The organism is Rathayibacter sp. CAU 1779, from assembly GCF_054551755.1.
Genome location: NZ_JBTOLK010000001.1, coordinates 725,701 through 745,214, shown reverse-complemented (window position 1 = coordinate 745,214; position 19,514 = coordinate 725,701). Strand labels below are relative to the sequence as shown.

Below are 19,514 nucleotides of genomic sequence, written 5' to 3'. Positions count from 1 at the left end.
CACCGGCGCCCGATGGGCGCCGCCAGGGGGACGCCGTGGACGACCATCGTCGAGCTCAGGCCAGAGCGCGTGACGTCGCCTCGACGATGCGGCCGTCCACGACGGTGACGAGATCGTCGAGAAGGTGTTCGTGCACGAGGTCGTGCGTGACCAGCAGGGTCGCCGTCTCCCGCTCGTGGGTGAGCCGAGCGATCAGGTCCATGATCGCGGCACCGCGCTCCTGGTCGAGGGCGCTCGTCGGCTCGTCGACGAGCAGCACATCCGGCTCGTGCACCAGGGCTCGTGCGATGGCGACGCGCTGACGCTGGCCACCGGAGAGCTGCGCGGGGCGCTTGCCGGCGTGATCGGCGAGACCGACGGCATCCAGCAGTTCATCGACGTGGGATCGCACAGCTCGACGGCGGCCGCGGGCATTCCGACCGCCGAGTTCGGCCATGACCATGAGCTGCTCACGCGCGGTCAGCGACGGCAGCAGGTTGGACTGCTGGAAGACGATGCCGATCCTCTCGCGGCGCAGTGCCGTCGCCTCGTCTCGAGAGAGCATGGTGCCATCCACGTCGCCGAGCACGACCCGACCGGAGTCGGGACGGATGAGCGTGGCCGCCACAGCGAGCAAGCTCGACTTGCCCGAGCCCGACGGCCCGGTGATGCCGGTCAGCACGCCGGCCTTGCCGTCGAGCGACACGTGGTCGACGGCGGTGACGCGCGAACCGCCGTCGGGAAAGGTGAGGGTGACGTCGTCGAGGGTGATCATCGGTTGCTCCCGAGTGCGGTGAGAGGGTCGGACTTGGTGACGGTGCGCAGCGCGACGGCCGCGCCGGCGAGCCCCAGCACGGCCATCGCGGCAGCGGGCACGACGGTGGTCAGCGGGCTGAGCAGGAACGGAAGTACGCCTCCGGCGAGGAGTCCGAGGGCGGTGACCACGAGCATCCCGACGCCGATTCCGATGACGAGAACGACGAGCGCCTGACCGAGGGCGTCTCTCACGAGCGACTTCGTCGTGGCGCCCAGCGCTTTCAGCACGGCCACGTCTCCGGAGCGCTGCATCGTCCAGACCGTGAAGAAGGCGCCGACGACGAGCGCCGAGATTCCGAACAGCATGGCGATCATGAGTCCCAGCGACCCGATCTCCGATTTGAACGCGTCGAGGGCTGTCAGGCTGAGGAGGGGCTGTCGGGCGATCGTCTTCGTCTGATCGGCAACGACGCTCCAGTCCGCGTTCCCCGTGACCCACAGTGCCGTCGCCTCGCCGTCGCCGCCCATCCCCTTGTCGAGCGCGGCCCAGGCCTCGGGCGTCAGTGCGACAACGGGCGTGTGGCTGTACCAGGCATCGCCGCCGATGGATGCCACGCGGAAGTCCGTTCCGAGCATCCGCACCGTGTCTCCGACTTCTGCGCCGCCCAGATCCTTCGCGGCGCCGGCCGACAACCCGACCTCGTCTGCCGCGGTGGGTGTGATGCCGGTCACCGCCGAGGAGGCCGTGCCCTGCACATCCGCTCGGTGTTCAAGGCCGAACAGCGCGACGGCGGCAGTCGTGTCGCCTGCTTTCGCCTTGCCCTGCACGATGCCGACCGGCAGCACGTCCTTCACGCCGGCCGCAGCACGCCAATCGTCGACGGCAGCCGACGGGATGGACGACTCGCTGAAGCTCGGTTGACCGGTCGACGGATGCTGGAGCACGATCCGGTCCCCTGGCAGGTCGAGAACGGCGGAGACGTTCTGCGCTGCCAATCCTCCGGTGAGTCCTGCCAGAAAGCCGACGAGCAAGGTGATGAGCGCGACGACGGATCCGATGAGCACGAAACGGCCCCGGGCGAATCGCAGATCCCGCCAGGCGACGAACACGATGGATTCCTCTCCGTGGCGCGCACGGAGCGGCCACGTCATCCAGCCTCGCCGTCACGCGGGCGTCCGACATCGTCGGGGGGTTGAGTCTCCGTCTCCCACTTTCGGTTGATGACCAGGGGTTCGACGCCTTTGTAGCCTGGATGCGACATGGTGCACGACAACCTCACGCGCGTCTTCCTCGTGCTGCGCATCGGCCTGCACGTGCTCTTCGTCGCGCTGCTCGCTCTGGTGATCGTGCGGGTCGCGCTCCTCGATCCTCCTCACATGTGGCTGGGCCTGACTCTCGCCGTCCTCCTCGGCCTGGTCTATCTGGGCGGGCTCCTGGTCGTGAGGGCACCGGCGCCCCGCCGACGTCTGGCGAGCGTGGTGTGGCTGGCCCTCCTCTCGATCATCTGGATCGCACTCTTGTTCCTGGTTCCAGAGGCCGCCTATCTCGTCTTCCCGTTGTTCTTCCTTTACCTGCATCTGCTGCCGATGCCATACGGGCTGATCATGGTCCTGGTTGCGACGGCGGTGGCGATCGTGGCACTCGGCATGCACAGCGGATACACGGTCGGCGGCGTGGTCGGGCCGCTGGTCGGCGCGGGCGTCGCAGTGCTGATCGGTCTCGGCTATCGGGAGCTGGCCCGTGACGCGGCCGAGCGCGAGGCCTTGCTCGGGGAGCTGCTCTCAGCGCAGGACAGACTCGCTGCAGTCGAACGCGAGCAGGGCGTGCTGGAGGAACGGGCACGACTGGCACGAGAGATCCACGACACCGTTGCGCAGTCTCTGTCGAGCATCCAGATGCTGCTGCACGCCGTGGAGCGGGCGGATGCCGACCGTCCGGGCTCCGAGCACCTGCGGCTCGCCAGGGAGACCGCCGCCGTGAGCCTCGCCGAGACACGGAGGTTCATCCGGGAGCTGTCTCCTGCGTCGCTCGACGAGGGTCTGCGGGCCGCCCTCATCCGTCTGGCGGAGCGCGAGTGGACTCATGACGGATTGCGCGTGCACGTCGACGTTCCCGAAGCGGTGGACCTGCAGATGGATGCGCAGAGCGCCCTGCTCCGCATCGCCCAGGGCGCCCTCGCCAATGTGGTGCAGCATGCTCACGCGTCCCGCGCATCCATCACGCTGACCGTGGACGATGGCCGGGCTCGGCTGACCGTGACGGATGACGGAATCGGCTTCGACCCGAACGCGGCGGCCGAGCGTGCGACGGCATCCGACTCGTTCGGGCTGCGGGCCATCACCGAGCGTGTCGCCCAGCTCGACGGCACACTCGAGGTGGCCAGCGAGCCAGGACACGGAACCTCTCTCACGGTGACGCTTCGCGACACGGAAGGGAACGCATCGTGATCGCGGATGACCATCCCGTGGTGCGTGCCGGCATCCGCGCCTTGCTCGAAGGCGAATCGGACGTCACCGTCGTCGGTGAGGCCGCCACCGCCGACGACGCCGTGAGACAGGCGGAGACGCTCGCACCCGAGCTCGTGCTGATGGACCTGCAGTTCGGCGGCGGCGAGACGGGCGCGGATGCCACGCGGCGCATCCGCGCGCTGGAGGCGCCTCCGTACGTTCTGGTCCTCACGAACTACGACAGTGACGGCGACATTCTCAGCGCCGTCGAGGCGGGCGCCAGCGGATACCTTCTCAAGGATGCTCCACCCCACGAGCTCGTCGCGGCCGTGCATGCCGCAGCCTCGGGGGAGAGCGCACTGGCCCCGGCGATCGCCGGGCGTCTCATGGAACGCGTGCGTGCGCCGCACGTCAGCCTGTCGGCACGTGAGATCGAGGTGCTGAGGCTCGTCGCCCAAGGCGCTTCGAACAATGAGATCGCGCGGCGACTCCACATCACGGATGCCACGGTGAAGTCTCACCTCGTTCACGTGTTCTCCAAGCTCGGCGTCAGCTCACGCACCGCCGCCGTCGTCGCGGCGCGCGGGTTGGGCGTGCTGCGCTGAGCGGTCTCCGCCGCCGGCGCCACGACTGCGCCATGTGCGCACTCTTGCGCCACTCTCGTTGGCGCGATTGTGCGCACGTGGCACTGCTGCGGTTCCGCGGTGTGCAGACCCGGCACGTGCCGCGGGCGCCGGAGCGTTCCACCCGATGTCGGGCGCGTACGGAAGGATCGGAGGATGCCCGTCCCGCACCTCATGCGCATCCGCAGCCCCGAGTTCACCGCCATGTCCCAGCGGGTGCTCGAGGTCACCGCGCTGACGTCGCGGCTCAACGTGCTGCCCTTCGACGACGAGGAGGGCAAGACCGTGCTGTTCGAGCGCATCTTCGGACGTCCTCTGCCGGATCGCGTCACGATCTACCCGCCGTTCTTCACCGACCACGGCCTGAACCTCGAGCTGTCCGAGCGCGTCTTCATCAACCAGAACTGCACGTTCCTCGACTACGCGGGGATCCGCCTCGGCGAGGGCGTGTTGGTCGCGCCGAAGGTCACGTTCATCACCGTCGGGCACCCGGTGCATCCTGAGCCGCGGCACCATTACCTGACCGGCGCGCCGATCGACGTGGCCGAGAACGTGTGGATCGGAGCCGGCGCGACCATCCTCCCGGGCGTCACCATCGGTAAGGACGCGGTCATCGCGGCGGGAGCGGTCGTGACGGATGACGTGCCGCCGTCCACACTGGTGACAGGTCCACACGCTGAGGTTCACCGGCAGTGGTGACGCACACGGGGACGACCGTGCAGACTGCGGCAGAGACGAAGGGGAGCGAACGATGAAGGCAGCCAGGTTCAGCAGCTTCGGCGGCCCGGACGTGTTGGAGATCGCCGAGCTCCCGGATCCCCACCCCGGCCCCGGCGAGATCCGCATCGCCGTGAAAGCGGCAGGCGTCAACGCCAGCGACTGGAAGAAGCGGCAGGGCCTGATGGATCCCGAGCTTCCGCAGACCCTCGGATACGAGGCGGCCGGCGTGGTCGACGAGCTCGGGCCCGGCGTCGACGACGTCGCCATCGGCGATCGTGTCTTCGGCTTCTGCACCGACGGCGCGGCGCAGGCGGAGCTCGCCGTGTTGTCCGCCTGCGCCGCGATCCCGGCAGCACTCGACTTCGCAGACATCGCGGCGCTGCCGTCGTCCGTCGAGACCGCGGCCCGGGCGCTCGACCAGCTCGGGGTCGGCAGCGGCGACACGGTCCTCATCAACGGCGCGTCCGGCAACGTCGGCGGTGCTGCCGTGCAGCTCGCCGTCGACCGTGGGGCGCGCGTGATCGGATCCGCCGGGCCCTCGAATCAGGAGTACGTGCGCTCGTTGGGTGCCGAGCCCGTCGTCTACGGCGAGGGTCTCGGCGATCGGGTGCGGAAACTCGCGCCGGGCGGAGTCGACCTCGCGTTGGATGTCGCGGGCAACGGCATCCTGCCCGAACTCATCGACCTCGCGGGCGGCCCCGACCACGTCATCACCGTGGCGGACTTCGCGGGCGCGCAGGAGCACGGCGTGCGCTTCAGCCGTGGCGACGGCGGCCGCGCGATGTACGTGCTCGACGAGTTGCCTCGCCTGATCGAGTCCGGACGCTTCGCGCTCCCGCAGGTGACCACGTTCCCGCTCGCCCAGATCGCCGAGGCTCATCGTGTCGGTGAAGAGGGTCGCGTGCGCGGCAAGCTCGTGCTCGTCGTCGACTGAGCGCTCTGCCGACGTGCGGGCGGGTTCTCAGGCCGACGCCATGACATCCACTCGCTGGTCGAGAGCCATCGACCAGGCCACCTCACCGGCCAGCTGGCCCGTGCTGCGGAACAATTCCACCTGATGAGAGCCGGAAAGAACGGATGCCAGTCGGTCGCGATCCGCTGACACGAATCCGAGCTTCTGCCAGAACGGTCCTGAGCGGCGTGAGAACAGCCAGGCGTGTTCCGCACCGGCTTCTCGTGCGGCATCCAGCGCGAAGTGCGCCAGTCGGGATCCTGCCCCTGCTGTACGTCGATCCGGTGCAACCGCAACACTGCGGATCAGTGCGTGGCGGCCGTCCGCGCTGAGCTCGAGTCCGGTGCTGCCGACGATGGAGCCATCCGGATCGCGTTCGACCCACAGGCGCACGCCCGGACCCTCCAGCCCGGCAAGCGTGAGGTCGACCTCACCGAGGAATGCGCGCAACGCGTCGATGTCGGACGGGGTGATCGGGGCGAGGGGCACGGGATGATTCTCGCCCATGCGGCTGGAGGGTTGCCTGGCCCCAGCTCCTGGAGCAGCTCTAAGCTCGACCCGTCGAGAGGACTCTCATGAGATCGCTCCGCCCCATCCCCGGCAACCCGTGGCCGCACGACATGGTCATCACTGTCAAGGATGACCCGAATTCGCTCCTCGATCTCCTCTGGATCCGGGAGGCGTGGCGCCTCGGCCCCGAAGGCGACGACCTGCCGCCGGCGCTCGTCGACACCCCGCAGGCCGTCAGCGAGACCGTCCGCGCGAGCGCACCCGTCACCGAATGGCGGGATGCCTGGTCGCAGCTCTGGCGCGACTGCCTGCGGCACGAGGGCATCCCGATCGACCCGACCTTGTTCGACCACCTGCGTGCGTTCGAGCCTGGCTCGGTCGAATACAAACGCCGCCTCCACGAGCTCATCGGTCCCATCTGGTCGGACCGGTTCGGAACGGATGCCTTCACCGACGAGCACCAACGCTGGCAGGAGCAGCTCTTCGAGCGTCACCGCGCCGAGCGTCCGCACACGCTGGACGAGCAACCGGAGCGGATCGCCCTTGATGCGCTCATCCCGGCCTGGCGCGCCGGCCTCACGATCATCGTGCAGATCCCCTGCCGCGGCACCTTCACGCGGGTCGTCGGAGAGCACGCACTGTTGCTCACCGCTGAGACGCGTGCCGATCCGGACCGCTACCGGGAAGCGCTCGCGTCCTTTCGCTGAACGCAGATGTGCGAAACGGGGTTGCGGTGGACTGTGGCGGAGTCAACCTCGCGACCCGGCTCCCGCCGCCGGTCGACCCTCGATCGTTCCATCATCCGAATCGGATCAGCGGATCTCCACGTCGACCTGGCTCTCGCGCAGCCGGCCAACGACGCCAGGCCCGACCGGTACGCCCACACGCTGGTACGCCATCAGCGCTGCGCCCCGCAAGGCGTCGAGAGCCGTCGGGACCAGCGTCGCGCACGCCGCTGGCTCCTCGTGCAGCGCGGCATCCAGTCGTGACGTGAACGCAGGCGTCATCGCAAGGCTTCCGGTCACGGCAACCTGGGTCTCCTCGTCGCCGACGAACGGCAGGAGCAGGCGGATGCCGCGCGCCGTCTTGTCCGTCAGGTCGCGGAGCGCGCGATCGGCGAGGGGTGAGGTCTCGGCTGCGGCCGTCACGGTCGGAGCGAGCCGCCCGTAGCGGTGCCGCACCTCAATGGGATCCGTCGCGCCGAGGTCGAGCAGCGCGCGACGCAGCTCCGGCACGTCGGCCGCATCCCAGTACTTCAGCACGGCATCGACGAGCGCGTCGTCGTCTGGCCCGGCCGCGCCCACGAGGATGAGCTGCATCGTCTCGAAGACCAGGTGCCTGGCTGCTCCGGCGTAGTGCTGGAACTGTCCGCTCTCGACCTCGGTGCCGTCCTCGTCGATGGCGAGGATCATCGATCCCGTGCCGGCCACGACCATCACCCCTGGTCGTCCGAGCAGCGCTCCACGGTGTGCGACGACCGCGTCGTTGACGATGATCCGGTCGCAGCTCAGCGACGGGATGGCGAAGAACTCCTCTGCCCAGTCGTTGTTCCCGTCGCCCTGGTTGGATCCGGGACGGCTGATGTTCGCGAGCCCTGCGACCAGTCCGATGGCACCTGCCGCGTCGAGGCCGCCTGCACCCAGTGCACGCTCTGTCGCGTCGGCGACGTTGGCCGCGGCATCCGTGTTGTGGAACGGGCTGCCGCCCTTGCCTGTCGCCGACCCGAGCAGCGTGCCGTCGAGGCCGAAGCATGCGACGCGCGAATACGTCCCGCCCACATCGGCCGCGATGACGAAAGGAGTGTTTTCTTGGGCGAGCGGCACGATGCGAGCGTAGCGGGGACCCTGACTCGCGCTGCCGCCGAGACTGGAGGCCCCGGCGGACCGACGTGATGGGCTCTGCGCTTCAGAACAGGTCGGCGTACCCCAGCTCGACCAGGTGCTCGCGCGAGTCGGCGAGGCAGTCGAAGATGTCGCGACCGTACTGGTCGTCCTGCTCGATCAGCAGGTACTCGGCGCCGGCCGCGATGCCGGCATCCACGACGCCCTTGAAGTCGAGGTTTCCGAGACCCACCTCCGCGAACTGCACGAGGTTCTGCCAAGCCTCGCCCCACGTCTTCTGGTCGCCGGCGGCGAGCGCGTCGAACGCCGATGCCGGGGGCAGCTCGATGCGGTAGTCCTTCAGGTGCACGAGGTCGACGAGGCCCGCGTAGCGGTTCAGGACGGTCACGGGGTCCATGCCGCCGCGCTGGATCCAATGCACGTCGAGCTCGAACTTGAGATCCGGAGCGTTCTCGCGGATCAGGTCCAACAGGTGCACGCCGTCGATCCGCGCGAACTCGGCGTGGTGGTTGTGGTAGCTGAGCACGATGCCCTCGTCGGCCAGCCGGCGCGCCATGTCGTTGGCGTCCGCTGCGAACTGGAGCAGCGCATCCTTCGACGCGAGCGACGGCATGGGCAGCATGCCGATGCGCACGCGACTCGTGCCGAGCGCGCGGCAGTCGGCGACGATCTTGTCGAAGGACTCGCGCAGCGAGTCGTTGCCGCCGCCTCCGGTCTCTCCCATGCCGCCGGAGATCGCGGCGACGCTCATGCCGAAGTCGGCATTCGCGCGAACGATGTCGTTCCGCGTGGCCTCGGTGAGTTCGACCTGCGACACCTCGACGACGCGGAATCCGCCGTCGGCGAGGCGCTTCCAGATCGGGTAGGCGCCGCTCTCCGCCACCTGCTGCTTCAGCATCATCGCCTGTACGCCGATCTTGGCCACGCTTCTTCGCTCCCGGTTATGTGCTTCGTCGTCCATCGATTGCAGACGCCGTGCGGATGCTCCGCCCGAGCAAGTCTGACGCTCGCCTTCGGCAGATGGCAAAGGGTTGCCACATGTTTGCCAACCGAACACGCGCCGCCCGGCGTGGGAAGAACCGTCATCGTCGATGGGTTGAGCAGGTGTGAGCAGCAACGAGCGTCGGGCGACCGTGGTCGTGATCGGAGGCGGCCAGGCCGGCCTGTCGGCGGCCTATCACCTGAGTCGGCGCGGGTTCACGAGTGCGATCGCCGATCCGGGCGGTGAGCGCACCTTCGTGGTGCTGGATGCGAACCCGACGCCCGGAGGAGCCTGGCAGCACCGCTGGCGGTCCCTCCACGTCGCAACGCTGAACGGCATCTTCGGATTGCCGCGTTATCCGGCACCGCAGCTGGATCCGCAGGAGGAGAGCCGGACGGCCGTTCCGCGGTACTTCGCCGGCTTCGAGGACGCGAACGCGCTGCCCATCCTGCGACCGGTTGTCGTGGCATCCGTGCGGCGCGTCGACGATGACCCGAACGGGCTGCTCGCGGTCGAGACGGATCACGGCATCTGGCTGACCCGCGCCGTGGTGAACGCGACCGGCACGTGGAACAACCCCGTGCTGCCGTCGTATCCGGGAGCCGGATCGTTCCTCGGCAGGCAGCTGCACACGCGCGATTACGTGTCGCTCGACGAGTTCGCCGGGCAGCGCGTCGCGGTCGTCGGCGGTGGGATCTCCGCGATCCAGCAGCTCGAAGAGATCTCGCGCGTCGCCACCGTCTTCTGGTACACCCGGCACGAGCCTCGTTTCATCGAGGGGGAGTTCCAGCCAGAGACCACGGGGCGAGCCGTCATCGAGAAGGTCGTCGCCGATGTGGAGGCCGGGCGACCGACCGGATCCGTCGTCTCCTACACCGGACTGGCGTGGACGCCCTACGCGGTCGCCGCCCGTGAGCGCGGCGCGCTGGTGCGTCGTCCGATGTTCACCCGAATCGAGCCGCACGGCGTGCGCGAAGCGGACGGGAGCTTCACCCCGGTCGACGCCATCCTGTGGGCGACGGGCTTCAAGGCGGATCTCGCCCACCTGGCACCGCTGCAGCTGCGCAACGAGCTGGGCGGCATCCGGATGCACGGCACTCAGGTCGCCAGCGACCCCCGCGTGCACCTCATCGGATTCGGCCCTTCGCAGTCGACGGTCGGCGCGAATCGTGCGGGACGGGATGCCGTCGTCGCGCTCACGAAGTACCTCTCCCCGCAGCGCGACGCGGCCGTCGCCGGGTGAAGGGTGCGGTTGGATGGACGGAAAGACGAAGGAGCATCGACGTGCACCCCACCGAGATCACCGAAGTTCTGAACCGCCCGATCAGCAGGGAACTGCTCGCACGAGACATCATCCGCTTCGCCTACGTGGCGGCTGACGGCACACCGCGCAACGTGCCGATGGGTTTCACGTGGAACGGTGCGGAGATCGTGATGAGCACACCACCCAACTCGCCGAAGCTGAGGCACCTTCGAGCGAACCCGGCCGTGGCGATGACCCTCGACACCGAGGTGCACCCGCCGCAGATCCTGCTGATCCGCGGCCGCGCCGAGCTGGACTACGTCGACGGCATCCCCGACGAATTCCTCAAGGCGAACACGACGTACGAGATGACCGCGGAGCAGCGCGTCGAGTGGGAGAAGGAGACTCGCTCGCTCTACGTGGACGGCATGGTGCGCATCGTCGTCACGCCGACGTGGGCGAAGCTCATCGACTTCGAGACGACGCTGCCGATCGCTGTGGAAGAACTGATTCGGGCGCGCGAGGAGCGCCTTCGCTAGGCTCCGAATCCGATCGCCGGACTTCATCACAGACGCCGGCGCACATCGGCCGACGCTCCCGGAGCCGCTCCGAGTTCGCTCCAGCAGGCAACTCGGCAATCGCTCACTGAACGTTGCGGTTGACCTACCCTTGCGGGCGTTCTCACCGTATGGGTCTTACGTGCATCTCCGCCGCCGCACGTCGCCGGGCGCAGGGTTCTTCGGGCTCCCGTGCGGCGGGGGACCGTCGAGCGGGCATAGGAGCAGGCCACTCCAAGCATGTGTCACTAGGTATCCCTAGACTCGGCGTGGTCTCCGCCCGAAGGCGGCTCGAGCTTCAAGGCATGGAGGGCTGATGCCTCAATACACGGTCACCGAGGTGCGCAACGCCGGTAGGAGTGCCGCGATGTATCAGCCAGGTGGCGCCCGGGAGGTTCTTCGCAAGGCAGCCGGCGGAGGGTCGGGTTCTTATGACATCTTCCTCAGCCACAGCTATCTGGACGCAGAGCTCGTCCTCGGCGTACGAGCGGTACTGCAGAAGACGGGCAAGACGGTGTATGTCGACTGGATTGATGATCCGCAGCTCGATCGCTCACGAGTTTCTCCGGCGACCGCGATGATCCTCCGTAGGCGGATGACGCAGTGCCGTTCCCTGGTCTACGCGCTGACCCCGGCGGCCTCATCGTCGAAGTGGATGCCCTGGGAACTCGGATTCTTTGATGGCTATCGGGGACGAGAATCTGTCGCGATCATGCCGTTGGTGGACGAGTCCGGTCGAAGTCTCGGACAGGAGTATCTGCAGCTCTACCCCAGCATCGATCGGGATCGGGATGGAGTACCGGTAGTCACGAAGGTCGAGAGCGGGGGCACGCTGCGGAAGTCCGTTGACGCTCTGGTGAATTCGATGGGCGGGACAGCCTGGAGGAACACCTTCTGATGTGGTGGAAGCGTGCCGACTCAGTTCCTGCTGGACCTTCGCTAGAAGATCGCAGGAAGCACCTGGACTTCATCCAATCGGTTATCGCGCGAATGGCTTCGGCGTCGGCGATCACAAAAGGGTGGGCGCTAACTATCGCGGTCGCGACCTACGGCTACGCAGGGACCAAGCACTCCATTCCGGTCGCCGTCCTCGGTCTCGGCGCAGTCTTGGTATTCGCCGCGCTCGATTCCCGCTATCTGCTGGAAGAGCGCAAGTATCGAAAGCTCTTCCAGGCCGCCGCCGCTGGCCAAGTCGAGGTCTTCGACATGAATGCGGACGGCTACTGCAAGTTGCTCTCTGAGGAGGCACGAAAGACGCTCGCAATACCGCGAGTCATGTGGTCCTGGTCGATTCAGAATTACTACGGCGTGATCTTCCTGGCAGGTCTCGCGCTCTTGGCCTGGATCATCTGGATCGCTAGCCGCTGAAATTCCTCACGGCCGTCCGCAACGCCTCCCAGGCGTCGTCCTTCTCAGCCTCGCTGTAGTGGCTCTCTGGCGGCCAGATCCGGCCAACCCGGTCGTTCTCCCATCTCGGAACCAAATGCACATGGACATGCATGACGGTCTGGCCAGCTGCGCGTCCGTTGGACTGGATGATGTTCAATCCGTGCGGGTGGAGCGCACTCTTGATTGCGCCGGCGATCTTGAGGGTCGTAACTGCGATTCGTTCGCCGCTGTGCTCGTCGAGGGCCCATATGTCAGCGACGTGACGTAGCGGGATCACCATCGTGTGACCGAGCACCGCAGGCTCGGTTGGGAAAAACGCAATGGTATCCGCATCCCGATAGATTTCGCGCGCGTCGGGGTCTGCTCGTGCGACGATCTCGCAGAACGCACAGTTGGGATCCCGGCCGATCATGACCGCTGATATGCCTTGTCTACCCACGCTGTGAGATTGGCTTTGATGCTTGCGTGCACCTGCTGGCTAGTCGTTCCAAACGGAGTGAATAGAGGCACGTAGCCTGCTACGGTGCCCCCGCCTTGCAGCGTCACCTTTTCGAACGGGTTCGCGCCTGCAATGTCTGTCTTGCCAGAGTTGTCTGCCAGCCCATTGATGCGCACTCCGAGGATCGGCTTCTTGGCGTTCCACGCCTTCTTGATCTCGTACTGCACCCAAGGTCGCGATGCTGTCTGGGCGCCTACGAGAACTACGACTGCCCTCTTGTACGACATCTGCTCGTCGATCCAGTTCTGGATGCCGGTGGTGCCCTTGCGCTGGACCTCTTCCCACTTCTGTGGATTGAGCAGAGGCTGCCCGTCCAAAGCGCCCATGTTGATGATCTGCTGCACGCGCCATGCATCGCGGTCGTAGTGGAAGCTGTAGAAAACGGACTTCGCCATTGTCACCCCTTCGGCCCACCATCTGCGCGAGCTCAGCGTTAGCGTATCGGGCACGACCGACACACACCGCTCAAGTTGTCCTTAGCCAGGCGGGTCCGGCACACGTTCGCCGATAGCTCGGGCGAGGCGTTGACGGTAGCGGATCGCTCAGCGGGCAGTGATGAATTGCTACGTGTTGACGGGCCGCTTTCCTGCTGGTTTATGCCGTCTCTTTCATCTTGCGTCGGGGGCTTATCTTGGCTGCTTCTAGCCGTGCGCGGTGGCGGGCGTCCTTGAGTTCCTCCGTACTGAGTTCCTCATGTCCACCAGGTCGGATGACGTATCCCGTCTTGGCGTCGATGAGGTCAAGGTTGGTGTCCCCGGAGTTGAAGAGCGTGTAGCCGGCTCGCGTCTCTGCGGACTGACGCAACGGGACGAACGAGAGAACAGTGCCACCGCTCGCGACGCTGATCAGGCCAACGAGGATGAAGGGCATGAATACGCCACTGGGCACGTCCCAAGTGTTCGTCCACGTGAGGATGCCGAACGGGAGCATGCCGAAAAGACCGACCATCCCAATCAGGAATCCGATCAAGGCAAGCCACACCATTTCTCTAGAGCTGAGACCACGCAGGCGTTCTCGCCGCGCCACCGGCCGGGCACGACTGACCGGCTGAGCGTTTGCGCTGATCCGAGGGGTGGGTGCTGGGTTCCCGCGCAGCTTCTGAACGGCCTGGACGTGCGCGAGGGTTTCGCTAGACGAACTGAATTGAAACCCGGTGACTCCCTTGGTGGCTTTGATCACGATCGGCAGAACCGTGGAACCGCCGCCACAAGCAACCATGATCGTCAGCGCCGCCACTTCGCGGTTGTTCACGCTCACTGTCTCAGTGTCAATCGACGTCATCTGAGACCAGGAGAGACTCAGGATCTGTCGCACCGAACGAGCGCCGACGTAGAAGCGAGCACCATCAGCATCGAACACCACGGCGAACCCACGACCCGAGCTCTTCGACGCGTCAACACCCCCGACTCTGAACAAGGCCGCGGTCGTCGGATTGCAGGAAAGACCCTCAACCACATATCCACGCGGGGAGATCGCAGTGACCGCATCGAACCGTGCATCAGCGCGCCACCGCATCCCGAGAATGATGACATCAACCGGCACCACAACGACAAGGCAGATGGCCACCACTGCCGGAAGACCAAGGTCACGACCGCTGCCCAACATGAGAAACGCGGAGCAGACAACCACGAAGGCCGGGATGAGTAGGAGCCACCACAGGGCGCGCGACCATCGACTCGGAATCAAAGTATGACCGCTTCCTCACTCGGTGCGACTTGAACACTTCCCCGACGGCGTCTGTGGGCAGGCACTCGGTAGCGGAAACCTAACGAGCACTCACGTTCGTGCGCAACTGCATAGAACCAACCGACGCCATCTCCGCGAAACCCCTCAGGAACGATGTGCCCCGGGATTGTCTATTGCCCGGTCCCGGACCCGGGATCGGCGCGAGATTATCTGTTCACCGCCTGTCGATGACTCGGTACGCTTGCGGCTGTACCGGCGGGCTCAAGAGGTGGGTGCTAGCAATGGAAGATGCGGACGCCATCGAGACAGCACTACTTCTGCTTCGAGACAACGGCGTGATCCTTGATCGTGGTCTTGATGAATCGGAGTTCCGACGGCTTCGGGAGCAACTCGACGTCGAGTTCAGTCCTGACCATCGGGATCTCTTGCGCCGTGCCCTGCCACAGGGACCCGGGTTCCCAGACTGGCGCAATGCGAGCGTGGACGACTTGCGTCGACGGCTGGACTGGCCAAAGGACGGTGTGCGATGGGACGTGGAAAACAACGGATTCTGGCCACCCACATGGGGCCGACGCCCGACGACACGACAGGCGCGATCACGTCTCGTCGCCCGGCAATTGGCTGCCGTACCTCAGCTCTTGCCTGTGTTCGGTCATCGCTTCCTACCAGGCGGCGACGCGCCGCGTGGAGTGCCCATCTTGTCCGTGATGCAAACGGACGTCATCGTCTACGGCTGGAACCTCCTCGATTACTTTCGACACGAACTAGAGCTGCCGCGTGATGAACCACCGCAACGTTCGCTGGTGATTCCCTTCTGGGGACAGATCGCAAGAGCGGAGCCCGGGTTCGTTCGCACTGGCAATGGCTTCCGAAACGTCAGCATCGAAGGAAGTGCGATGCTGCCACCCGACGCCGTCTACGAGGCAAACGGGCGCTAGACGCGCGCTCGAGATGCCCGCAGCCGGATCCCGCGGCGCGCTCCGAAGCGCCTACTCATGGAGCTTCAGGATCTGGTTCACTGGCGGACCAGTCTTTGTCCTCGGGATGCTTTGGATCTTTCACGTGCGGCACACCATTCCAGACGACGCGAAGATCCTTGCCGCCACCCCCGAACGGACCCGGCGCAGCCAAATTATCGAGGAATGCCTCGCTGCGTTCACCCATGGAGTCAAGCCAGTGCGCCCATGAGGCGTGTGCCAGCTCGGAACGGGATCCGTCAGCGTGCGGGTCCAACTTTGTCGCATCGCCGGCAGCACGCTGTGCGAACCCTTCTCGGCAATCCACCGGGCCGAAGAACTAACTGCCCCAGTTCTGGCGGTTTCGGGGTTCGCCCTCACTCGGTAGCTTCGAGAGGCTGCGGAGAAATGGAGGCTAGTGGGGATGTACTGCTCGAATTGCGGAAGTGCCGGTCAGGAAGGGAATTTCTGCTCTTCATGCGGGCAGCCGGCAGCCGGTGTGACAGTGCGATCCGAGCACCAGACCCAGGTGCCCGTCGTCGTGACGACTGGAACGGCAGATAACCTCTGTCCCTCGTGCGGCGCGTCGGACTTCGTACAGCGGGTTCTTGCGGTTCGGTCCAACGCTGCGCCGATACTGCGGAACCGTCTCAGTAATCGTCCGAAGCCAACCACTCACACCGGACGCGTGTTCGGATGGTCGTACGGAGTGACCACTGTGCTCATCGGGATCGGGTGCGGGCTTAGCGTCGCCCACGGCGGCACGACCGATCCGATAGGTGACGGCATCGGGGCGGGGATCTTTGGTGCGTTGATCATCGCCATAGTTCCGGCACTCATCGTCGGCGCGATCACGTCCGCCATAGCGCGCAGTGCACAACGGGATTCTGATGCATTTAAGAAGCGCATCTCGGGGTGGAACCTTATAGCGCTTCGGTTCGAAGCCGCCTACTACTGCTCTCGAGACGATCTGGTCTTCGATTCGAAGCTTCGAGGGCATCCGGAAGCATTTAGGGCAACTATCTGGAATGGCTACAAGCCTTGATTGCAGAGTCCCAATTTCGCCGCGCATTGGGCATGTCGACGGCGCAGTTGCGGGTTCTTGACATGTGTTGTCGTGACTGCTTCTTGAACTGGCCTGCATGCCTGAGGATCAGCGCAAGTCGGTCGGTTACGCACCGAGCTCGACGAGCTGCAGGGCCAACTGCCGTGCAAGCGGGTCGGTTACCGCGCCGAAAACCGCGGGGCGGCCACTCCTCGTCTTCCCCGCCCCAAATGCGTCAATCGGGGATCCCTGTGCGAGCTGTTGTCGAGCGGCGGGGGTTATGCGGGGCAGATCGACAACGCGCTTACCTGCGTGAGCGCTACGGCCACTCCACTCGTTAGGGCGATGCAGCCGATAGCGATCGCCGCGGCCGGCCAAGCTACGAGTTGATGCTCTCGGCGGCGCACGGTCACGACCGACCCAGCAACAAGAATGGCCACGGCGATCATCAGGAAGCTGCCGAAGATGATCAGATCAGCTGCGCACACCGGCACTGCCTGTGGCCCATTGCTCGAAGTGGCGGCCGCAAACACCGCCAACACGATGAACATCCCACCCAAGGTCGCGAGGAACAAGAGCACGATCAAAGCCGTCGACACCACGGCGTCCGCCCCGCCCAGGCGCGCTTGCTGGCTTCCCATGCCATCCCGCGTGGGCTCACTCATGACTGAAGGGTAGCGCTGGCCACAACCTGCAAGCGTCAGCTGGGGACCCGCTCGCGGACGGAGCAGAAGCTCAGGCGTGGGCGAACCCAACGGGTCCCGCGAGTACGAAGTGCAGATAGACAAATGCCGGGATCGCTAGGAGTAGGAGCGACCACGATCCAAAATGCGATCCACCCCATGAGGCGCCGTGGAGGATGATCCACGTTCCCGCTCATAACGCGACCCTGCAGATCCTGAGCCCGCAAGTGGATCGCTTATCGCGCGGCTCGGGATGTACTGCCTTCGTATTGAACGGTGACGGATCCTCGAGCGTGCGTGTTCTGGCGCGCGCTCGAGGATTGGCGTTTCAATCTGTGCTCGTTGTTGTGGTGCGACGGCGACCTTCGCGGTAGATGGTGGCACATGAGACGCTGAACAGTTCCGCAAGTTCCGACTGGGCGTACTGGCATCCGTCCATCAGCTCGTAGAGATGAGCACGCTGCGTTCGCGAGAGTTTGGGTTGCTTGCCCTTCAGCTTTCCTTTCGCCTTGGCCACAGCCATTCCCGCTTTGGTGCGCATCCGGATCAGATCGGCTTCGAACTCGGCCACCATGCCGAGAACGTTGAACAACAACCTGCCCACCGGGTCGCTCGAGTCGTACAAACTCCCACCCAGACTCAGCACAACCCCTTAGCCGTCAGCTCGTCCGCGATGTCCCGCGCGTCACGCAACGACCTCGCCAAACGATCCAACTTGATGACGACGAGCGTGTCGCCCGATCGAACCGAGGCCTACGCCTCCCGCAACCCTGGACGTGCACGGTTCGTGCCCGTCAAACCGTGATCAACGAAGATCCGACTCTCATCCACTCCCAGCCGCAGAAGAGCATCCCGCTGAGCAGTCAAATCCTGCTCAGGAGTCGACACCCTCGCGTAGCCAGCCTGTATCTCATTCATCCCCACACGATCACCCAGAACCGAAACGTTCGCGACGGGGGTCTGTCAGCGTGCGGGTCAGGCCCCGGTGACCAGGCGTATTCCGGTGCCGAGTTCGTTGAGGAGGTATGGCGGGAGGTGGCCGACGGCGACGGGCTGCAGGTGCTCGCGGCTGAGGGGACCGAGCTGGGTGACCAAGGCGACCGAGTCCTTGTCCAGCCCAGATGCAACGGCGGGGATCAGGACGTTGCCGGGGAAAGCTTCCTGCGCGAGGTTCGAGGTCAGCGGGATCACCAGCACCGTGTTGATCGAGGTCGCCAGCAGCCAGTCGTCCTGGAACACGATGGTGGGGCGGCTCGTCCCCGGTTCAGAGCCACGCGGTCCACCGAAGTCAGCCCAAACGATGTCGCCTCGGGCGATCACCACTCTGAACCCGTGGAGATGATCCGTTGCGATTCCGTCAGGAAGAGGCCGTCACCTGATGGCCGACCTGCCTGGGTCAGAACCTCGTTGGCGATCGTCGTCAGAGAACTTGAGCCTTCCAACTCGTGGGCCAGTCGTGCGCCGGCACGACGGTAGAACTCCGAACGACTCATGCCGTTACGTTCCGCGACTCGCTCGAAGCGCTCGAAATCCTTGTCAGGGACAGAGATCGCTGTTCTCATACACTCGATATAACCGGTATGACCATCGATCCCCGCGCGGCCGGATGCTGCAGCGGGTGCAACGAGGACTCGCGTTCCTGGCTCAGTCTTCCTGGATATAGACGAGACCGTTGCCGAACGGATCGTCGAAGAAAAACATCGGGGAGCCATCGCCGATCGAGATCGGAGCGTCGTTGTGCAGCACGCTGCCTGCGTCTCTGACGCGGCTGAATGCCTCCGCCGCGTCGTGTGTGCCAAGTCGCAGGGCGACCGGTATCTCGCTGTCTGGCGGGAGCAGCACGATTCCAACGGATGACCCCGGCGGAACCACTTCGATCATCCGCGCACCGGGCCAGGGCTCACCGTCATATCTGACCTCGCAACCGAGCACGTCTCGGTAATACTCCAGGGCCCGGTCCTGGTCGGGAACCGGCACCGTCACGCTCAACACCCGCGTCGTCGTCACCATCCCCTCAGAGTCCCATGCGCCCCCGACATAGAGCCAGCCGGCACAACCTCATGCCACGCACAAGGATCGACAATCGGGTAGCGGCGGTCTCAGTGAGGTGGTGACGAGCGTGGCGTCCGGCTACGTGACGGCCCAGTCTCCGGATCCGTCGGGCAGTGGCCGGCCGATGAGCCAGTGATGTCCGAACGGATCCACGAGCCGGCCCTGGCGCAGGCCGTAGTCCTGATCGGCAACCGGCACGATCTGGTGGGCGCCCGCTGACACAGCACGCTCGGCAGCCTCGTCGGGGTCCGGTACCAGAAGATTCAGCCTCACGCTGGTTCCTCCGAGTGCGGTAGGCGAACGGTCTGGGCTGTCGCTGGTGCCGGTTGCTGCTGGTGCGACACGCAGATGCGCACCACCGATCGACAGTTCCGCGACGAAACGACCATCCGGGTAGGCGTTCCGGTGGAGTTCGACAGCCCCGAATGCACGCCGGTAGAACTCGACTGCCGCGGCAGGGTCGTCAACAGCAACGACGGGGATGATCACCGCGTTCTGGAGGTCCATGTCGGTCACTTCTACAGTCTGCGCTGCTCCCGCCGAAGTACACGGTGGCGGGTCCGCCTGCAGCAGTGGCAGCGCTGCCGCTGAAC

Annotated in this window: 24 protein-coding genes and 1 pseudogene; 11 read left to right on the top strand and 14 right to left on the bottom strand. The window is 65.6% G+C overall.

The genetic code is table 11. From position 1 onward, the window contains the following. Positions 1 to 55: 55 nt before the first annotated feature. On the bottom strand, positions 56 to 754 hold the full coding sequence (locus ACX9R5_RS03340; RefSeq protein ID WP_459407580.1) for an ABC transporter ATP-binding protein: 699 nt from the start codon (positions 752 to 754) through the stop codon (positions 56 to 58). After that, complete coding sequence (locus ACX9R5_RS03335; protein WP_459409025.1) at positions 751 to 1,845, bottom strand: ABC transporter permease; 1,095 nt, start codon at positions 1,843 to 1,845, stop codon at positions 751 to 753. Before ACX9R5_RS03335 ends, ACX9R5_RS03340 begins: the two co-directional genes overlap by 4 nt. A gap of 150 nt (positions 1,846 to 1,995) precedes the next feature. Here ACX9R5_RS03335 and ACX9R5_RS03330 point away from each other — a divergent pair, with 150 nt between their 5' ends. The 4 genes from ACX9R5_RS03330 (at position 1,996) to ACX9R5_RS03315 (ending at position 5,460) form a co-directional block, all read left to right on the top strand. Continuing rightward, entirely contained in the window at positions 1,996 to 3,183 is a 1,188-nt protein-coding gene (locus ACX9R5_RS03330; protein ID WP_459407579.1) for a sensor histidine kinase, read from the top strand. Further along, positions 3,180 to 3,788: a response regulator gene (locus tag ACX9R5_RS03325; protein WP_459407578.1), complete on the top strand. Its 609-nt coding sequence runs from the start codon at positions 3,180 to 3,182 to the stop codon at positions 3,786 to 3,788. The genes ACX9R5_RS03330 and ACX9R5_RS03325 overlap by 4 nt, the downstream gene beginning before the upstream one ends. A gap of 174 nt (positions 3,789 to 3,962) precedes the next feature. Continuing rightward, positions 3,963 to 4,505 carry a sugar O-acetyltransferase gene (locus ACX9R5_RS03320; RefSeq protein ID WP_459407577.1) on the top strand — a complete coding sequence of 181 codons (543 nt, stop codon included), beginning with the start codon at positions 3,963 to 3,965 and terminating at the stop codon, positions 4,503 to 4,505. A 52-nt stretch (positions 4,506 to 4,557) separates the two neighbouring features. Next, entirely contained in the window at positions 4,558 to 5,460 is a 903-nt protein-coding gene (locus ACX9R5_RS03315; RefSeq protein ID WP_459407576.1) for an NADP-dependent oxidoreductase, read from the top strand. 27 nt (positions 5,461 to 5,487) lie between these two features. Here ACX9R5_RS03315 and ACX9R5_RS03310 read toward each other — a convergent pair whose 3' ends face one another. Then, the gene (locus tag ACX9R5_RS03310; protein WP_459407575.1) at positions 5,488 to 5,967 is read right to left on the bottom strand and encodes a GNAT family N-acetyltransferase; all 480 of its coding nucleotides are present in this window, start codon (positions 5,965 to 5,967) and stop codon (positions 5,488 to 5,490) included. 86 nt (positions 5,968 to 6,053) lie between these two features. Between ACX9R5_RS03310 and ACX9R5_RS03305 the strand changes: the two genes are divergently transcribed. Further along, positions 6,054 to 6,695, top strand: a complete 642-nt coding sequence (locus ACX9R5_RS03305; protein ID WP_459407574.1) for a hypothetical protein — start codon at positions 6,054 to 6,056, stop codon at positions 6,693 to 6,695. Between the two features lie 105 nt (positions 6,696 to 6,800). Here ACX9R5_RS03305 and ACX9R5_RS03300 read toward each other — a convergent pair whose 3' ends face one another. Together ACX9R5_RS03300 and ACX9R5_RS03295 are read right to left on the bottom strand one after the other, a co-directional pair. Further along, positions 6,801 to 7,811, bottom strand: coding sequence for a BadF/BadG/BcrA/BcrD ATPase family protein (locus ACX9R5_RS03300; protein WP_459407573.1), 1,011 nt, complete (start codon positions 7,809 to 7,811; stop codon positions 6,801 to 6,803). A gap of 82 nt (positions 7,812 to 7,893) precedes the next feature. Next, entirely contained in the window at positions 7,894 to 8,754 is an 861-nt protein-coding gene (locus ACX9R5_RS03295; RefSeq protein WP_459407572.1) for a sugar phosphate isomerase/epimerase family protein, read from the bottom strand. 181 nt (positions 8,755 to 8,935) lie between these two features. On the opposite strand from ACX9R5_RS03295, the gene ACX9R5_RS03290 reads away from it, so the two are divergent. The 4 genes from ACX9R5_RS03290 to ACX9R5_RS03275 all read left to right on the top strand — a co-directional run bounded on the left by ACX9R5_RS03290 (position 8,936) and on the right by ACX9R5_RS03275 (position 11,979). Next, on the top strand, positions 8,936 to 10,054 hold the full coding sequence (locus ACX9R5_RS03290) for an NAD(P)-binding domain-containing protein (RefSeq protein ID WP_459407571.1): 1,119 nt from the start codon (positions 8,936 to 8,938) through the stop codon (positions 10,052 to 10,054). 41 nt (positions 10,055 to 10,095) lie between these two features. Beyond that, positions 10,096 to 10,593, top strand: a complete 498-nt coding sequence (locus ACX9R5_RS03285; RefSeq protein WP_459407570.1) for a pyridoxamine 5'-phosphate oxidase family protein — start codon at positions 10,096 to 10,098, stop codon at positions 10,591 to 10,593. Between the two features lie 334 nt (positions 10,594 to 10,927). Continuing rightward, entirely contained in the window at positions 10,928 to 11,509 is a 582-nt protein-coding gene (locus tag ACX9R5_RS03280; protein WP_459407569.1) for a hypothetical protein, read from the top strand. 92 nt (positions 11,510 to 11,601) lie between these two features. Further along, positions 11,602 to 11,979, top strand: coding sequence for a hypothetical protein (locus ACX9R5_RS03275; RefSeq protein WP_459407568.1), 378 nt, complete (start codon positions 11,602 to 11,604; stop codon positions 11,977 to 11,979). Here the strand turns inward: ACX9R5_RS03275 and ACX9R5_RS03270 are convergent. The 3 genes from ACX9R5_RS03270 to ACX9R5_RS03260 all read right to left on the bottom strand — a co-directional run bounded on the left by ACX9R5_RS03270 (position 11,969) and on the right by ACX9R5_RS03260 (position 14,128). Beyond that, entirely contained in the window at positions 11,969 to 12,412 is a 444-nt protein-coding gene (locus ACX9R5_RS03270; RefSeq protein ID WP_459407567.1) for an HIT family protein, read from the bottom strand. The two genes, ACX9R5_RS03275 and ACX9R5_RS03270, sit on opposite strands and share 11 nt — an antisense overlap. Further along, positions 12,409 to 12,894, bottom strand: coding sequence for a TIR domain-containing protein (locus tag ACX9R5_RS03265; RefSeq protein ID WP_459407566.1), 486 nt, complete (start codon positions 12,892 to 12,894; stop codon positions 12,409 to 12,411). Before ACX9R5_RS03265 ends, ACX9R5_RS03270 begins: the two co-directional genes overlap by 4 nt. Positions 12,895 to 13,093: 199 nt before the next feature. Further along, positions 13,094 to 14,128 (bottom strand): hypothetical protein, encoded by a 1,035-nt coding sequence (locus ACX9R5_RS03260; RefSeq protein WP_459407565.1) that lies wholly within the window; start codon positions 14,126 to 14,128, stop codon positions 13,094 to 13,096. A gap of 338 nt (positions 14,129 to 14,466) precedes the next feature. On the opposite strand from ACX9R5_RS03260, the gene ACX9R5_RS03255 reads away from it, so the two are divergent. After that, positions 14,467 to 15,123, top strand: coding sequence for a hypothetical protein (locus tag ACX9R5_RS03255; RefSeq protein WP_459407564.1), 657 nt, complete (start codon positions 14,467 to 14,469; stop codon positions 15,121 to 15,123). Between the two features lie 727 nt (positions 15,124 to 15,850). Then, complete coding sequence (locus ACX9R5_RS03250; protein WP_459407563.1) at positions 15,851 to 16,186, top strand: hypothetical protein; 336 nt, start codon at positions 15,851 to 15,853, stop codon at positions 16,184 to 16,186. Between the two features lie 278 nt (positions 16,187 to 16,464). Here the strand turns inward: ACX9R5_RS03250 and ACX9R5_RS03245 are convergent, their stop codons facing one another. The 6 genes and pseudogenes from ACX9R5_RS03245 to ACX9R5_RS03220 all read right to left on the bottom strand — a co-directional run bounded on the left by ACX9R5_RS03245 (position 16,465) and on the right by ACX9R5_RS03220 (position 19,428). Next, entirely contained in the window at positions 16,465 to 16,851 is a 387-nt protein-coding gene (locus ACX9R5_RS03245; protein ID WP_459407562.1) for a hypothetical protein, read from the bottom strand. Positions 16,852 to 17,197: 346 nt separating this feature from the next. Further along, positions 17,198 to 17,787: pseudogene (locus ACX9R5_RS03240) on the bottom strand (recombinase family protein). Between the two features lie 57 nt (positions 17,788 to 17,844). After that, positions 17,845 to 18,189 (bottom strand): type II toxin-antitoxin system PemK/MazF family toxin, encoded by a 345-nt coding sequence (locus ACX9R5_RS03235; RefSeq protein ID WP_459409024.1) that lies wholly within the window; start codon positions 18,187 to 18,189, stop codon positions 17,845 to 17,847. After that, the gene (locus ACX9R5_RS03230) at positions 18,186 to 18,431 is read right to left on the bottom strand and encodes a ribbon-helix-helix domain-containing protein (RefSeq protein WP_459407561.1); all 246 of its coding nucleotides are present in this window, start codon (positions 18,429 to 18,431) and stop codon (positions 18,186 to 18,188) included. Before ACX9R5_RS03230 ends, ACX9R5_RS03235 begins: the two co-directional genes overlap by 4 nt. 82 nt (positions 18,432 to 18,513) lie before the next feature. Continuing rightward, positions 18,514 to 18,879 carry a VOC family protein gene (locus tag ACX9R5_RS03225; protein WP_459407560.1) on the bottom strand — a complete coding sequence of 122 codons (366 nt, stop codon included), beginning with the start codon at positions 18,877 to 18,879 and terminating at the stop codon, positions 18,514 to 18,516. A gap of 120 nt (positions 18,880 to 18,999) precedes the next feature. Next, positions 19,000 to 19,428 (bottom strand): VOC family protein, encoded by a 429-nt coding sequence (locus ACX9R5_RS03220; protein ID WP_459409023.1) that lies wholly within the window; start codon positions 19,426 to 19,428, stop codon positions 19,000 to 19,002. Between the last annotated feature and the right edge of the window lie 86 nt (positions 19,429 to 19,514).

Coding starts and splice junctions, on each gene's coding strand:
- ACX9R5_RS03340 (WP_459407580.1), bottom strand. CDS start 754: ATGATCACCCTCGACGACGTCACCCTCACCTTTCCCGACGGCGGTTCG.
- ACX9R5_RS03330 (WP_459407579.1), top strand. CDS start 1,996: ATGGTGCACGACAACCTCACGCGCGTCTTCCTCGTGCTGCGCATCGGC.
- ACX9R5_RS03320 (WP_459407577.1), top strand. CDS start 3,963: ATGCCCGTCCCGCACCTCATGCGCATCCGCAGCCCCGAGTTCACCGCC.
- ACX9R5_RS03315 (WP_459407576.1), top strand. CDS start 4,558: ATGAAGGCAGCCAGGTTCAGCAGCTTCGGCGGCCCGGACGTGTTGGAG.
- ACX9R5_RS03305 (WP_459407574.1), top strand. CDS start 6,054: ATGAGATCGCTCCGCCCCATCCCCGGCAACCCGTGGCCGCACGACATG.
- ACX9R5_RS03280 (WP_459407569.1), top strand. CDS start 10,928: ATGCCTCAATACACGGTCACCGAGGTGCGCAACGCCGGTAGGAGTGCC.
- ACX9R5_RS03275 (WP_459407568.1), top strand. CDS start 11,602: ATGGCTTCGGCGTCGGCGATCACAAAAGGGTGGGCGCTAACTATCGCG.
- ACX9R5_RS03270 (WP_459407567.1), bottom strand. CDS start 12,412: ATGATCGGCCGGGATCCCAACTGTGCGTTCTGCGAGATCGTCGCACGA.
- ACX9R5_RS03265 (WP_459407566.1), bottom strand. CDS start 12,894: ATGGCGAAGTCCGTTTTCTACAGCTTCCACTACGACCGCGATGCATGG.
- ACX9R5_RS03255 (WP_459407564.1), top strand. CDS start 14,467: ATGGAAGATGCGGACGCCATCGAGACAGCACTACTTCTGCTTCGAGAC.
- ACX9R5_RS03245 (WP_459407562.1), bottom strand. CDS start 16,851: ATGAGTGAGCCCACGCGGGATGGCATGGGAAGCCAGCAAGCGCGCCTG.
- ACX9R5_RS03230 (WP_459407561.1), bottom strand. CDS start 18,431: ATGAGAACAGCGATCTCTGTCCCTGACAAGGATTTCGAGCGCTTCGAG.
- ACX9R5_RS03225 (WP_459407560.1), bottom strand. CDS start 18,879: ATGGTGACGACGACGCGGGTGTTGAGCGTGACGGTGCCGGTTCCCGAC.
- ACX9R5_RS03220 (WP_459409023.1), bottom strand. CDS start 19,428: ATGGACCTCCAGAACGCGGTGATCATCCCCGTCGTTGCTGTTGACGAC.